General features: G+C 39.0%; 14 protein-coding genes. 3 read left to right on the plus strand and 11 right to left on the minus strand.

The features are described 5' to 3' along the window. Positions 1-41: 41 nt before the first annotated feature. The 6 genes from KO513_RS13785 to KO513_RS13810 form a co-directional block, all read right to left on the minus strand. The gene (locus KO513_RS13785; protein ID WP_215913839.1) at positions 42-551 is read right to left on the minus strand and encodes a rod shape-determining protein MreD; all 510 of its coding nucleotides are present in this window, start codon (positions 549-551) and stop codon (positions 42-44) included. Continuing rightward, entirely contained in the window at positions 541-1,362 is an 822-nt protein-coding gene (mreC, locus tag KO513_RS13790) for a rod shape-determining protein MreC (RefSeq protein ID WP_215913840.1), read from the minus strand. Before mreC ends, KO513_RS13785 begins: the two co-directional genes overlap by 11 nt. An 89-nt stretch (positions 1,363-1,451) precedes the next feature. Next, positions 1,452-2,480, minus strand: a complete 1,029-nt coding sequence (locus KO513_RS13795; RefSeq protein WP_013992538.1) for a rod shape-determining protein — start codon at positions 2,478-2,480, stop codon at positions 1,452-1,454. Between the two features lie 66 nt (positions 2,481-2,546). Continuing rightward, positions 2,547-4,076 (minus strand): bifunctional phosphoribosylaminoimidazolecarboxamide formyltransferase/IMP cyclohydrolase, encoded by a 1,530-nt coding sequence (gene purH / locus KO513_RS13800; RefSeq protein ID WP_215913841.1) that lies wholly within the window; start codon positions 4,074-4,076, stop codon positions 2,547-2,549. Positions 4,077-4,252: 176 nt separating this feature from the next. Beyond that, positions 4,253-4,711: a GAF domain-containing protein gene (locus tag KO513_RS13805; protein ID WP_215913842.1), complete on the minus strand. Its 459-nt coding sequence runs from the start codon at positions 4,709-4,711 to the stop codon at positions 4,253-4,255. 87 nt (positions 4,712-4,798) lie between these two features. Next, positions 4,799-5,887, minus strand: a complete 1,089-nt coding sequence (locus KO513_RS13810; protein WP_215913843.1) for a hypothetical protein — start codon at positions 5,885-5,887, stop codon at positions 4,799-4,801. Positions 5,888-6,101: 214 nt separating this feature from the next. On the opposite strand from KO513_RS13810, the gene KO513_RS13815 reads away from it, so the two are divergent. From KO513_RS13815 to KO513_RS13825, 3 genes are all read left to right on the plus strand, one after another. Then, the gene (locus tag KO513_RS13815) at positions 6,102-6,515 is read left to right on the plus strand and encodes an HYC_CC_PP family protein (protein ID WP_215913844.1); all 414 of its coding nucleotides are present in this window, start codon (positions 6,102-6,104) and stop codon (positions 6,513-6,515) included. A 175-nt stretch (positions 6,516-6,690) separates the two neighbouring features. Next, a complete protein-coding gene (locus KO513_RS13820; protein ID WP_215913845.1) occupies positions 6,691-8,949 on the plus strand; it encodes a TonB-dependent receptor in 2,259 nt (752 codons plus the stop codon). Between the two features lie 27 nt (positions 8,950-8,976). Beyond that, positions 8,977-9,333: a heavy-metal-associated domain-containing protein gene (locus KO513_RS13825; protein ID WP_215913846.1), complete on the plus strand. Its 357-nt coding sequence runs from the start codon at positions 8,977-8,979 to the stop codon at positions 9,331-9,333. Positions 9,334-9,767: 434 nt separating this feature from the next. On the opposite strand, the gene groL is transcribed toward KO513_RS13825, so the two are convergent. The 5 genes from groL to KO513_RS13850 form a co-directional block, all read right to left on the minus strand. Further along, positions 9,768-11,399: a chaperonin GroEL gene (gene groL / locus KO513_RS13830; RefSeq protein ID WP_215437917.1), complete on the minus strand. Its 1,632-nt coding sequence runs from the start codon at positions 11,397-11,399 to the stop codon at positions 9,768-9,770. Between the two features lie 102 nt (positions 11,400-11,501). Beyond that, positions 11,502-11,780, minus strand: a complete 279-nt coding sequence (locus KO513_RS13835) for a co-chaperone GroES (RefSeq protein ID WP_194525858.1) — start codon at positions 11,778-11,780, stop codon at positions 11,502-11,504. A gap of 144 nt (positions 11,781-11,924) precedes the next feature. Further along, positions 11,925-12,287 (minus strand): preprotein translocase subunit SecG, encoded by a 363-nt coding sequence (gene secG / locus KO513_RS13840; protein WP_215913847.1) that lies wholly within the window; start codon positions 12,285-12,287, stop codon positions 11,925-11,927. Positions 12,288-12,293: 6 nt separating this feature from the next. Beyond that, positions 12,294-13,214, minus strand: a complete 921-nt coding sequence (locus KO513_RS13845) for a hypothetical protein (protein ID WP_215913848.1) — start codon at positions 13,212-13,214, stop codon at positions 12,294-12,296. Positions 13,215-13,278: 64 nt separating this feature from the next. Continuing rightward, positions 13,279-13,797, minus strand: coding sequence for an LptE family protein (locus tag KO513_RS13850; protein WP_215913849.1), 519 nt, complete (start codon positions 13,795-13,797; stop codon positions 13,279-13,281). Between the last annotated feature and the right edge of the window lies 1 nt (position 13,798).

Consider the following 13,798-nt stretch of genomic DNA (forward strand, 5'->3'; position numbering starts at 1 on the left):
GAAATTTTTGATTAAAGAGGTTTATAATTTTTTACGCTTATTTACTCTTTGCGAACACTAAACAGTGAACCAAATAATAAGCAAAGAATAAGAGTTGCGGTGCCCGTAGCCAATACTTTTTTCAAAATTAATAGGAAATTAGCCAAACTAAAAATTTCCAGAGTAAAGAAAACAAAGTGATGTACTATAATTAATAACGCCAAATACGTAATTTGTTGTACCCTAGTGGTGTTACTTAATTTAAAACTTTGAAATTCAAAATTAACACCAAAAACAAATCGCATAATTGCGGGTCTCATATAGGCTATTGTAATGGTAGATGCTGCGTGTATGGCCATCGTATCCGAAAAGAAATCTATTGCAATGCCTAGTAAAAAGCCAAGACCTATAAATGCCGCCCTGTTTTCTTTTATGGGGTACCAGTAAAGAAACAGAATGTAGACCATAGGGTTTATAAACCCAAAGAAGTTGAGCCTATTGAACACAAGCACTTGTACCAGTACTAGTAGTATAAAACGAATGACGTTTAAGAAGTAGTAGTTACTGACCATTGGTCTCCGTTTGTTTTTCTAGTTCTAAAATTTCTTCGCGGTAAGAATTATCTATGATGTAGACGTTCTTGATGTTGGTCATATCGTTAAATAGGGCTACATCTATGTTGTAAAAACTTTTAGAAGTATTTAGGTCAAATTTTCTAATGGTTCCAATAGGTATGTTTTCTGGAAAAATACTACTCATTCCTCCGGTTACAATAGTATCTCCAATGGTAAGTGGCACCAATCTAGGTATATCTACCAACTGCACCACATTGTATCTTTTTGTATCCCATACCAAAGAGCCAAAATGGTCGGTATTCTTTATTTTGGCGTTTATGTTGGATTTTTCGTTTAAAATAGACTGTACCGTGGCAAAATTATTCGAGGTGTTTTCTACAATGCCCAAAATACCTTTGCTGGTAATTACACCCATATCCGGCTTAACACTATCCTTTTTGCCTTTATTTATGGTAACGTAGTTGCGGGGGTCCGCGAAACTGTTCTTAATGACTTTACCCGTAGTAATAGTATATGTTAGTTGTACCGAATCTAAGATGGTGGAGTCTATTTCCTTTTTGTTGAAGAGCAGCTTGCGCAGGTACTCGTTCTCCTGCATTAGCTTCTCGTTTTCCTTATCCAGGCCAAAATAGGTAGAAACATCATTTGAGGTTTCTAGGATATTGCCTGTAATCCAGTTGGACGAGTTGAAAAAACGGGATTGGTGATACGAGTGAGACTGTATCGTAAAGCCCAAAGAAACAATCATCAATAAGACATAAAGAAGGAAATTCTTATATCGTATGATAAAGTTGATGATCTGTTGCATTCACTAATGGATTTGGTGAAACCTGCGAAGCAATTCCGAATGGAAATAAAATTTAAACCCTTTTGAAATCGCCCCGAAATCTTTAGGTTTTATTTGATAAGGATACTCTTGTAGCGCTCTAAGTTTTTAAGTGCTATACCTGTACCCCTAACTACGGCACGTAACGGGTCTTCTGCGATATATACAGGTAGGTCTGTCTTTTGTGATAGTCTTCTGTCCAATCCACGTAACATAGAACCACCACCAGCTAAATAAATACCGGTGTTGTAAATATCCGCGGCCAGTTCCGGTGGAGTCTGGGAAAGTGTTTCCATTACGGCATCTTCCACACGTAGAATGGATTTGTCCAATGCTTTCGCAATTTCACGATATGAAATTTGGACCTGCTTAGGCTTTCCTGTCAATAGATCACGACCTTGTACCGATTTTTCGTCCGGAGGTGTCTGTAAATCTTCGGTAGCCGAACCTATTTCTATTTTTATATTCTCTGCAGTAGCCTCACCCACATAAAGGTTGTGCTGCGTACGCATGTAATAAATAATATCGTTAGTGAAAACATCACCTGCAATCTTAACGGATTTATCGCAAACGATTCCTCCAAGGGCTATAACGGCAATTTCTGTAGTACCGCCCCCTATATCTACGATCATGTTTCCCTTTGGCTGCATAATGTCCAGCCCAATACCTATAGCCGCTGCCATTGGCTCATGGATTAAGTAAACTTCTTTACCGTTTACACGTTCTGCAGATTCTTTTACCGCACGCATTTCCACTTCTGTAATACCGGAAGGAATACAGATGACCATACGAAGTGCAGGTGGAAACCATTTCTTTTTTAAAGCAGGGATATTCTTGATGAACATATTGATCATCTTTTCCGATGCATCAAAATCTGCAATAACCCCATCTTTTAATGGGCGTATTGTTTTAATGTTTTCGTGGGTCTTGCCCTGCATCATGTTCGCCTCTTTACCTACGGCAATTATCTTGCCTGAAATACGGTCACGAGCAACGATGGACGGGCTGTCCACAACTACCTTGTCCATGTGAATGATAAGGGTGTTCGCCGTACCTAAATCGATGGCGATTTCCTCAGTCAAGAAATCAAAAAATCCCATTTGTAATCTTGTTTGGTTATGTTACTAGCTTGATAGGGGTGTGTTTCATCGACAAAAGTAATGAAATTAATGCTTGAAATGACGGGTGCCCGTCATAACCATAGATACGTTGTTTTCATTACAGTAATCAATACTCAATTGGTCTTTTATAGACCCGCCCGGCTGTATAACGCTAGATATACCACTTTTATTGGCTATCTCTACACAATCTGGGAAAGGAAAGAACGCATCGCTCGCCATTACGGCTCCTTCAAGGTCAAAATTAAACGATTTAGCCTTATGAATTGCTTGATTTAGAGCGTCTACACGAGAGGTTTGCCCTGTTCCGCTAGCGCATAATTGTTTGTTTTTAGCCAAGACAATTGTGTTGGACTTGGTATGCTTACATAATTTGGAAGCAAAAATTAAATCTTCCAAATCCTGTTCCGATGGTTTAGTGTTGGTTACGTACTGTAAATCTTCTATGGCATCCGTTCTATGGTCTTTGTCTTGAACTAAATATCCGTTAAGACAAGTTCTGACCAAAGTATCTGGCAACGCCACATCATTCTGAACAAGAATAATGCGGTTCTTTTTACCTTTTAGTATGTCAAGTGCTTCTTGAGAATAGCTTGGCGCTATAACTACCTCGCAGAACAAGCCGTGAATTTCTTCTGCCGTAGGTTTGTCAATTTCAACATTACTGATTAAAATACCTCCAAAAGCAGAAACGGGATCACCGGCCAAGGCATCTACATAGGCTTGGTGAATGGTCTCGCGTTGTGCAAGGCCACAAGCGTTATTGTGCTTTAATATGGCAAAAGTTGGCGCATCGTTCTTGAATTCGTTCATTAGATTAACTGCTGCATCAACATCTAAAAGGTTGTTGTACGATAATTCTTTGCCGTGTAGTTTGTTGAACATGGCCTCAAAATCACCAAAGAAGAACCCTTTTTGGTGTGGGTTTTCCCCATAACGCAAAACTTGGCCCTTTTCTTCGCTTATTTTAAGCGTAGCTTCTTGTTGTTCTTTATTAAAGTAGTTGAAAATAGCTGTATCATAGTGAGAAGAAACGTTGAAAGCTTTTGAAGCAAAACGCTTGCGGTCCTCTAGGCTTGTACTTCCGTTACCTTCTGTGATAATGTTTAAGAAATCTGCGTAGTCTTCCATAGAAGAAACACAAAGCACATCTTTGAAGTTCTTGGCAGCGGCACGTATAAGAGAAATACCGCCTATATCGATCTTTTCAATAATATCTTGTTCCGGAGCACCGCTGGCTACGGTTTTTTCAAAAGGATAAAGATCTACGATAACGATATCCAATTGTGGAATTTCAAATTCTTCTAACTGGGCAACATCACTTTCATTGTCCTGTCTGTTAAGGATGCCTCCAAAAACTTTAGGGTGTAAAGTTTTAACTCTTCCTCCTAATATAGAAGGGTAGCTGGTTACGTCCTCTACGGGCACAACATCAACACCTAGGTCTTTTATGAACTTCTCGGTTCCTCCGGTGGAGTAGATTGTAATTCCTAATTCTTGGAATTTTTTAATGATAGGTTCTAGTCCATCTTTATGGAATACGGAAATAAGTGCAGAAGAAGCTTTTTTGATGCTCATTTTAATAGGATGTTGTTACTAAGTTAAAAAGACACGCAAAAGTACTTTTTTTGAAAGAAAAAATAGCCGAGGTTATCAACAAAACAGCTAAAGTTTTAAACTGATTCGTGTCAAATAACACGGGGTGGCATCGATAAACGGCATTGATATATTAAAAAAGTGCTTTTAGGTATGGGTTATGGGATGTATATTTTGGCCACTTCGGTATTTATAAACTCTAAAAAGCGTTCGTCTTCTTCCGTAAACGGATCAGGGGTATTGGAATCTATATCTATTTGACCAACGTTTTCACCATTAATAAATAGTGGAACCACAATTTCTGCCTTTACCGTAATACTGCAGGCAATATAATTATCCTGAGCCTTAACGTCCGGTACAACAAAATTTTGATTGGATACTGCAACTTGGCCACAAATACCCTTGCCAAAAGGTATAATTGTATGATCGGTAGGTGCGCCTGCATAAGGGCCTAATTTTAATTCTTCCTTATTGCCGTTTTTAAAATAGAACCCTACCCAATCATAATGGGGAACGGTATCTTTAAGAAGCTCGCAAAGGTTTTGCAGTCTGTTTTCTACGGTTGTTTCGGTAGAGTGTAGTATGGAAGACGCTTGGGTGCGTAATGTGTTGAACATGCTAATTTTTTGTGCAAAAATAAGCTTTTGTAAACAAAAAAAGGGTGCCGAATTAACGACACCCTCTTTTCAATATTTTAAAATATTTTATGGTTGTACTTTCACGTCAAAGACAATGTAGTCCGTAATGCCATAGCCGGCCTTTATATCTGTAATTTTAATAAGACCTTTTTTACCATATTCGTCCACAAACTCAATTACCTCGCCAACAGCAAGATTTGTTCTTGATTCAAAGGTGGTTTCGTTTATGAAATTTAGTTCACCCGCTAAGACAATTGCATCAAACTCAGCTGTTGTAGTAGATGATAGGTCAAAATACATGTGGTTTAAGGTTTCTGTTGCGGCATTTTCCTCGGTATCATCAGCTTCAAGACCTTTAACGTCAAAAGGAAATACATCATTATAGGTTGCAGTAGAGGCAAAGGAAGCTTTGTCATTTGCAGAATCACCAGAAGCCCCGTAGTAATATCCAAAATCCCAAAACGCTCTAAATTCAGGGCCGCTATCTATTCTGTACTCGGTGCCGTTCAGAAGGGAAAAAAATGTTTCGGTCTTGCCAAATTCATCTGGTGCAAATAATTTTACATCTGTAAAAGATCTTACCTCGGCGGCAGCGTTTGTGCCATTACCAACTGTAACGGTAATTGTACCTACGCCCAATGCTTTTCTTTTAGTGGCATCCCTAAAATCTCCCTTTCCGGTCGTAGTCCAGAATTTGTATACTATTTCTCCATTGTCAATATCAGGAACCGGAAGTTCAAAAGTAAAGTCAATAGCTTTTTGGGTATCTCCATCTAAGTCAACAGAACCATCACCTTTTAATGCTTTTTTAAGGTCCTTACCTTCTATATTGAAGTTATTAAAAGGCATATCTCCACTTCCTGATATGTTTTGGGTGATGTACAATCTTTTTTGGTTGTTTACGGAAGTATAAATAATACGTCCAGGAACGGTTGCGCCTACTTCACCGGACGCTTCAGCAACTAAAACGTCATTGGAGCTATCATTTTCATTGATTATTAATGTGGCTGTGTTTGATCCGTCAGGATTTTCTTGTTCCTGATCTGTGGGAGTGTCAAAAACAGAACCTTCATCGCTACTACAGCTAGATGCCATAAAGGCTAATGCAAATATTGCAAATCCAGATTTTACTACTGATCTAATATTCTTCTTCATTACTAAAATTTTAAATTGAAAACGGTTAGTGAATCGGATGTACTGTAAGTATTATCCGTTATAATTAGTACCTCTACAACGATCTAATTCTATTTTATTGCCCTAAATGTCAATTTTAAATTCATTTAATCATGAATTAGGGGAAACTCTAATTTTTTAGTTAAAGACCAGGGTTAAAAATAAGAATGGCAGTTTATTTCATAAATTTGCCTTAATGAACCGAAAGTTACATTCTTATTTTGCTTGCTTCATGGCGTTGGTGCTGTTGGTTTCTACTACTTCCTTTAAAGTAGAAAAGCACTATTGTATGGGGCATCTTGTGGATGTTGCATTTTTCTCGGATGCCCAGGATTGTGGCATGGCAATGTCTTTGGATGAGAATATAGGTTCTACCGTAGATAAAATGTCATGCTGTAATAGTGAGTTGATCGCTATGGAAGGGCAAAACGATGTAAAACCTTCTTTTAACGATTTTAACCTTGACCAGCAAATGGTTTTGGTTGCATTCGTTTATTCTTATGGGGCTCTTTTTGAGCCAGTAGAGGCTAAACATGTTCCGTACGGTCATTACAATCCTCCCAAAATAATCAAGGATATTCAATTACTTGATGCTGTCTTTTTAATTTGATTTTCTTCAATTTTTTGTGCTGTACCGTGTAGTATGGTTTCGGTTGGTTTAATCGGAACATCTCATGTGGTAAGGTAGCTTCTCTTTAGGCTATGGGTCTAATTTTATTGGGTTGTTCCAATAGGGGACTGCGAATAAAACAAACAAATTGACAATAGAAAATTCAATTAAATAGATGAATAAATTAATAATAACACTTTCCTTGTTATTGCCTTGGCTCTCTTTTTCTCAAGAAAAGGTAGATGGAACAGTGGTGGAAGCAGGCAATAGTAATCCGTTAGGACTTGCGGGGGCCAATGTATATTGGATGGATTCCCAAATAGGAGTAGTAACGGATATAGATGGAAAATTCTCCATTCCTTATAAAAAGAAATACAATAAGCTGATCATTAGTTATGTGGGCTATGAGTCCGATACCCTATTGGTAAATGCCCCTAAAACTGTACGTCACGGTTTAAAGCCCTCCAATGAGCTGGAAGAAGTGGTGGTGCAACAGGAACGGGACCATATTCAAAAAACCTACTTTAGCCCACAAAATACGGTAACCGTAAATAGTGCGGAGTTGTTAAAGGCGGCCTGTTGCAATTTGGCTGAAAGTTTTGAGACCAATCCCGCAATAGATGTAAACCTATCCGATGGGTTAACGGGAACAAAACAAATTGAGATGTTGGGGCTTACCAGCCCGTATTTAATGATTACCCAAGAAAATATTCCAATGGTGCGCGGTGCTTCACAGGCGTACGGACTCACTTTTACGCCAGGAACATGGATCGAGAGTATTCAGATTACAAAAGGTGCGGGTAGCGTGGTAAACGGCTATGAGAGTATTTCAGGTCAAATAAATACGGAATTGGTTAAACCTTTAACAGATAGTTCTATTTTTATAAATGGATATGGTAATGAGAACGGCCGGTATGAGTTGAATACCCATTTTAATAAAAAGTTGTCCGAAAAATGGAGCACTGGACTTTATATCCACGGAAATAAAAGAACCCAAAAAGAAGATGATAATGGAGATGGGTTTCTTGATGCTCCCCTGGCAGACCAAATCAACGTAATGAACCGCTGGCAGTACCAAGATGCGGAGAAGGGTTGGGTAAGCTTTTTTAACGTCCGATTTTTAAATGATGAAAAGCAAGTTGGAGAGGTAGATTTTAACCCTGATACGGATAGGGTGGATGGAGCAAACGGATTGCAGAATGAGGCCGAAGTATGGGGGAGTGAAATTAACACCCGCCGTTTTGATACTTCTTTAAAACTGGGTTACGTTTTTCCGGAGTTGCCATTTCAGAGTTTCGGTTTTCAAACGGCTTATAGTTTACACAAACAGGATTCGTATTTTGGTTTTAGAACTTATGATATTAACCATGAGAGCATCTACACCAATTTGCTTTTCAACTCTATCATAGGAGATACACGCAACAAGTTTAAAACAGGATTGACCTTTGCTTATGACGGTTATGATGAAATGGTAACCGCTACTGATTATTCTAGGGAAGACCGTTCGGTAGGTGCTTTTTTTGAATATAGTTATGAGAATTTGGAAAAGGTAAGTCTTACTGCCGGTGTTCGTGTAGACAACCACAATAGGTTGGGTACGTTCGTTACCCCAAGATTCCACATGCGATATACACCTTGGGAAAAGGGAAGTTTACGAGGTTCTTTTGGTAGGGGTAAGCGCGCAGCCAATATTTTTGCGGAGAACCAACAGCTTTTTGCTTCGGCACGTGAGATAAAAATCTTAAACTCTAGCGGAGAAGTATACGGTCTTGATCCCGAGGATGCATGGAATTATGGGGTAAGTTTTTTGCAAGGGTTTAATTTTCTGAATGGAAAAGGAGATATCTCGGTAGACTATTACATTACCGATTTTGAAAATCAGGTTGTAGTAGATTGGGAAAGTTCGCAAGAAGTCTTATTTTATAATCTGGAAGGAGATAGTAAGGCAAAGAGTTTTCAGGTTGAAGTGAATTATGAACCTTTGCCTCGTTTGGATTTGCGGGTTGCGTATAAAAATTATGACGTAAAAACCGATTATCAAAGCGGAAGTCTTCAGAAGCCGTTACAGGCCCAAGATATATTCTTTGGCAATGTTGGTTATGAGACAAAAGCAAAGGAAAATGGTTCCAAGTGGAAGTTTGACTATACTCTGCACAGCGTTGGAAAAAAACGATTGCCGGATACGAGTTCAAATCCAGTAGCATATCAACTGGCGGCTACATCATCGCCCTATAATCATATGAATGCACAGATAACAAAAGTGTTCTCTAATACGTTTGAAATATATGTAGGGGGAGAGAACTTATCCGGAGTACAACAAGATAATCCGGTTTTAGGGGCTGACGACCCTTTTGGCCCCAACTTTGATACTACTATTATATATGCGCCTATTATGGGACGTATGTTTTATGGAGGTTTTAGAATTAAAATTTAATAACACTACTAATTAATACATATACAAATGAAAACTACAGTTTTATCAATGGCGATGGCCCTATTTACTCTAGTGACCTTTGCTCAGGAAAAGAATAAGAAAATGACCTTTGACGTTAATGGAAAATGTGCCATGTGCAAAGAACGGATAGAGGAAGCGGCACTTAATGTAAAAGGGGTAAAGTATGCCTCGTGGGATATACCAACGCATCAATTGGCGGTTATTATGGATGAGCGTAAAACAGACCCCATGAAAATAAAGACTGCTATTGTAGCAGTAGGCCACGATACCAAAGAATTGAAAGCTACAGAGGAAGCTTACGAAAGTGTGCACCCATGTTGTAGGTATAGGGACGATAATTCAGATGATGGTGCTGATCATTAATATTTAAGTGTCTAATGGCTAGGGTGTTAAAAGTGTGGGGGCAAGGTTAAAGTGGCTAAAAAATTTTAGTTAATTTTTTCCCAATGAAAATATCATGGATCAAAAACTGATCTACCTTAGATTAGTTTTATTTAACACACGAAAATCATGGCACAAGCAAAAAATGCAGGTAAATCATCTGCTAAGCCGTTAGCAGCGAAAGCTGGTAAAAAGGCTGCTCCGAAAGCTGCTCCTCGTAAGAAGTAGTTAGGTTACGGCCTGGAATAGGCGCTTACCGTTCGGACATGAAAACCACCTTCTGTAAATAAAGAAGGTGGTTTTTTTGTTGGTATAAGTGCATTAAAAAAAAGCTGCTCTTGAAGTTTCAAGAGCAGCTTTAATTATAATATATGTCGTCCGCAAACAAGCTAAAAATTGCCTGTGGCGGCTCGCCACTACATCATGCCTGGCATTCCGCCTCCACCCATTGGTGGTGCAGCAGGAGCATCTTCTTTAATATCGGTCAATGCACACTCGGTAGTTAAGATCATACCGGCAACAGATGCAGCATTCTCCAATGCAACACGAGTTACTTTCTTAGGATCGATAATACCGGCTTTTGTCATTTCAACATATTTCTCGGATTTAGCATCGTAACCGTAATCTCCTTTACCTTCAAGGATTTTAGCAATTACAACTGAACCTTCACCACCTGCGTTAGAAACGATAGTTCTTAACGGTGCTTCAATGGCACGGGCAACAATCTGTAGACCTGTAGCTTCGTCCTCATTTTCTGTAGCAACTTTAGAAAGAACTGCTTTAGCTCTAACCAAGGCAACACCACCACCGGCAACGATACCTTCTTCTACAGCAGCTCTTGTTGCATGTAAGGCGTCATCTACACGGTCTTTCTTTTCTTTCATTTCAACTTCTGATGCAGCACCTACGTAAAGCACGGCAACACCACCGGCCAACTTGGCCAAGCGCTCTTGAAGTTTTTCTTTATCGTAATCAGATGTAGTGGTCTCAATTTGAGATTTGATCTGGTTTACTCTAGTCTTGATATCTTTTGCAACACCGCCACCGTTTACGATAGTTGTATTGTCTTTGTCTATCTGTACTTTTTCACAAGTACCCAACATGTCTAGTGTAGTATTGTCCAAAGAGAAACCTCTTTCTTCAGAAATAACCGTACCACCTGTTAGGATAGCGATGTCTTCTAACATTGCTTTTCTACGGTCACCAAAACCTGGAGCTTTAACAGCTGCAATTTTTAAAGAACCTCTTAATTTGTTTACTACCAAAGTAGCCAATGCTTCACCATCAACATCTTCTGCAATGATCAATAAAGGTTTTCCGGATTGGGCAACTGGCTCCAATACAGGAAGTAAATCCTTCATAGAAGAAATCTTCTTATCAAATAATAAGATGTAAGGGTTTTCTAGGTCAGAAACCATTTTTTCTGAATCCGTAACAAAGTATGGAGAAAGGTAACCTCTGTCAAATTGCATACCTTCAACAACATCTACGTATGTGTCGGTACCTTTTGCTTCTTCAACGGTAATTACACCTTCTTTACCAACTTTTCCAAAAGCCTGGGCGATCAAGTCACCAATAGTTTCGTCATTGTTGGCAGAAATAGAAGCCACTTGCTTTATTTTTTCTGAAGAATCACCAACCTTTTTAGATTGCTTGGCCAAGTTTTCAACAATAGCTTCAACTGCTTTGTCAATACCTCTCTTCAAATCCATTGGGTTTGCGCCGGCAGCAACGTTTTTCAAGCCTTCTTTAACAATAGCTTGAGCCAAAACTGTAGCTGTAGTAGTACCGTCTCCCGCAAGGTCATTGGTTTTAGAAGCAACTTCTTTAACCATCTGGGCACCCATGTTTTCTAGAGGGTCTGCCAACTCAATTTCTTTTGCTACCGTAACACCATCCTTGGTTACCTGTGGAGCACCAAAGGATTTGCTGATGATTACGTTTCTACCTTTAGGACCTAATGTTACTTTAACTGCATCTGCCAATGCATCAACGCCTCTTCTAAGGCCGTCGCGTGCATCAATGTCAAACTTTATATCTTTTGCCATAATAAATATTAGTATTAGTTTTTCTCACCAAAGTGAGAGTCTTTTGAATTTATCTTATGTACTTCCTTGAAAATTCCAGTGGTTAATGGAATGTGAAAGAAACTATATGATTGCTAAAACGTCACTTTCACGCATCATAAGGTAATCAACGCCTTCAAGCTTAAGCTCAGTGCCTGCGTATTTACCATATAAAACAGTATCACCAACTTTAACTGTTACTTGCTCGTCTTTGGTACCAGGTCCAACGGCAACTATTTTACCTTGTTGAGGTTTTTCTTTGGCAGTATCTGGAATGTAGATACCTGATGCTGTTTTGGTTTCGGCAGCCATAGGTTCAATAAGAACCCTATCCGCCAATGGTTTAATGTTCACTTTTGCCATATTTTTAGTTTTTAGTTTGAAAAATTATATTCTCAGGTGGTACTAGGCAGAAATTATGCCATTACGGGAAAACTGACACATTGTTAAACCAAAAATGCCAGCTTGTCACTAAGCTGGCATTTTTGTGTATGAATGTAAGTTATTTTATAAACTATCGGCAGGAGAACTTGCTGGTTCAGGAACCTGTTCCGGTAAAGCTTCCGGTACTGTTTCTGGAACAACGGTCTCAATGCCGTCTCCATTCAGTAATTTTGAGTCTGTGTCACTAAAGTTTCCTTTAAGGGCAACGTTAGAGGCTAGGATAAGAACAACAAGTAAAATGGATAAGGTCCAAGTACTTTTGTCCAAGAAATCTCCTGTCTTTTTTACACCGCCAACAATTTGACTGCCACCGCCACCAAAAGAAGATGACAACCCACCACCTTTAGGGTTTTGAACCATGATGACTAGTATTAGCAAAAAGCAAACTATAATAATAAGGATTAAAAAAATGGTGAACGTACTCATAATGCCTTACTTATTTTCTTGTTGTAATTTTTCTACCGCTTTAATTCGGTCTGCAAAGAAACCACTTTTTTCCGGATATTTCAAACTTAAAATTTTATAAGATTGAATGGCCTTTTTATACTTTTTTTGCTCTAGGTAAACCTTTGCCAAGGTTTCGGTCATCAGTTCCTTTTTGTCAAGCGTAACAGAGCTTTCTATAGCAATCTTTTGAACGTCTTTGTTGGGTTTTATTTTTGGGTTTTCTGCAATGAACTTGTCAATAAGGTCAAACTTTTTCCTTTTAAGGATTTCCTCTTCTAAGGGAAATGCAATAGGTTCAGGTTCTTCTTTAATAGTTTTTTCTGCAGCTGTGTTTTGCTCTTCTCTTTTAACAGATGTAAAGGTGGTAAGCTGAAGCCATTCTGCGAACGAGTATTTTTCCCTTTTGGTAAAGGGTAGGGGTTCTCCCAATTCTAATTTTTCCGAAGCTTTTCTTTTGGCTTCCGCTATTTCTTCATCAATCTTAGGGTCTTTAGATTGAAAGAGTTTTGGGTCCAATAATTTGTCAGCATCTGCGGATGTTAGCGGAATAGGAATTTCTACTGGGCTGCTTTCGTTTTTGGCGGTCTCTATTTCCTCCGAAATAATTTCAGTTTCAACTAGTGTTGTGGCTTTGCCCGAAATTTTATCGGCAATGGTATTCTGTAAAAATTCCTCAGAAGTAATAAAGTCAAAAAGAACATCGCGATCCGTAGTATATGCGGCGGTTATTTTTAGTGCATTGTTGTATTTAAAACTGTTTAGGTTTTTTAGCCCCTTTAGTTGTAATGCGCGTGCGGCCTGAAAGTACGGGTAATCTTCCAAAACCTCTTCCAGTTGTTTGGTCTGAAGTGGAGATACCACTTTGTCCGGGTGCTGTAAAAGGTATGTAAAATCTTGTACGTTCATTGTGTTGGGTTACGGGTAATACTGCGTATTCTTGTTCTTTTGGACCTATAAGTTAGAAAACCATTTACCAATCTGCCAAGGAAGCGTTGAATATATCTTGGGTTATCCGTTCAAAAATAACTTCCAAGGCTTCGGTCTTTACGGCGGACAGCTGTGAGTTTGCGGGGTAATCATAGAAAAATGAAAAGCGCTGGTCAAAATCTGCATCTTCCTTTGTTTTATTGTAAAAGCGGACTTTAACCGCCATGGACAACCGGTTCTGTGCCGCAGTTTGTTGTGCTGTTGCACTCATTGGAGATATGCGGAACTCAACTATTTCGCCTTCATACAACAAATCGCCGTTTGAGGAGGTCAAGTCAAGACTGGTTTGGTTTAAAATACGATCTTGGAGCGCCAAGGTAAAATCTCTTTCCAGTCCGGGTTCAAAAGTAGAACCAGGGTTTTGGGTAGCGTAATTTTGAAACCTAGGTACCGTAAATGTAGTGGCGGTACCTACATTACCTCCTGTAAAATTGTAAACACCACATCCATTAAGCGAAAGGATCAGAATGAGGCTGAAGGCTAAGTATAAATTCTTTTTCAAA

It is taken from the genome of Zobellia sp. B3R18, assembly GCF_018860715.1.
Classification (GTDB): Bacteria; Bacteroidota; Bacteroidia; order Flavobacteriales; family Flavobacteriaceae; genus Zobellia; species Zobellia russellii.

Excerpts from the sequence above, each read along its gene's own strand:
- groL (WP_215437917.1), bottom strand. The coding sequence starts at position 11,399 with ATGGCAAAAGATATAAAGTTTGACATTGATGCACGCGACGGCCTTAGA.
- KO513_RS13795 (WP_013992538.1), bottom strand. The coding sequence starts at position 2,480 with ATGGGATTTTTTGATTTCTTGACTGAGGAAATCGCCATCGATTTAGGT.
- KO513_RS13815 (WP_215913844.1), top strand. The coding sequence starts at position 6,102 with ATGAACCGAAAGTTACATTCTTATTTTGCTTGCTTCATGGCGTTGGTG.
- KO513_RS13835 (WP_194525858.1), bottom strand. The coding sequence starts at position 11,780 with ATGGCAAAAGTGAACATTAAACCATTGGCGGATAGGGTTCTTATTGAA.
- KO513_RS13820 (WP_215913845.1), top strand. The coding sequence starts at position 6,691 with ATGAATAAATTAATAATAACACTTTCCTTGTTATTGCCTTGGCTCTCT.
- purH (WP_215913841.1), bottom strand. The coding sequence starts at position 4,076 with ATGAGCATCAAAAAAGCTTCTTCTGCACTTATTTCCGTATTCCATAAA.
- KO513_RS13785 (WP_215913839.1), bottom strand. The coding sequence starts at position 551 with ATGGTCAGTAACTACTACTTCTTAAACGTCATTCGTTTTATACTACTA.
- KO513_RS13805 (WP_215913842.1), bottom strand. The coding sequence starts at position 4,711 with ATGTTCAACACATTACGCACCCAAGCGTCTTCCATACTACACTCTACC.
- KO513_RS13810 (WP_215913843.1), bottom strand. The coding sequence starts at position 5,887 with ATGAAGAAGAATATTAGATCAGTAGTAAAATCTGGATTTGCAATATTT.
- mreC (WP_215913840.1), bottom strand. The coding sequence starts at position 1,362 with ATGCAACAGATCATCAACTTTATCATACGATATAAGAATTTCCTTCTT.
- KO513_RS13825 (WP_215913846.1), top strand. The coding sequence starts at position 8,977 with ATGAAAACTACAGTTTTATCAATGGCGATGGCCCTATTTACTCTAGTG.
- KO513_RS13845 (WP_215913848.1), bottom strand. The coding sequence starts at position 13,214 with ATGAACGTACAAGATTTTACATACCTTTTACAGCACCCGGACAAAGTG.
- secG (WP_215913847.1), bottom strand. The coding sequence starts at position 12,287 with ATGAGTACGTTCACCATTTTTTTAATCCTTATTATTATAGTTTGCTTT.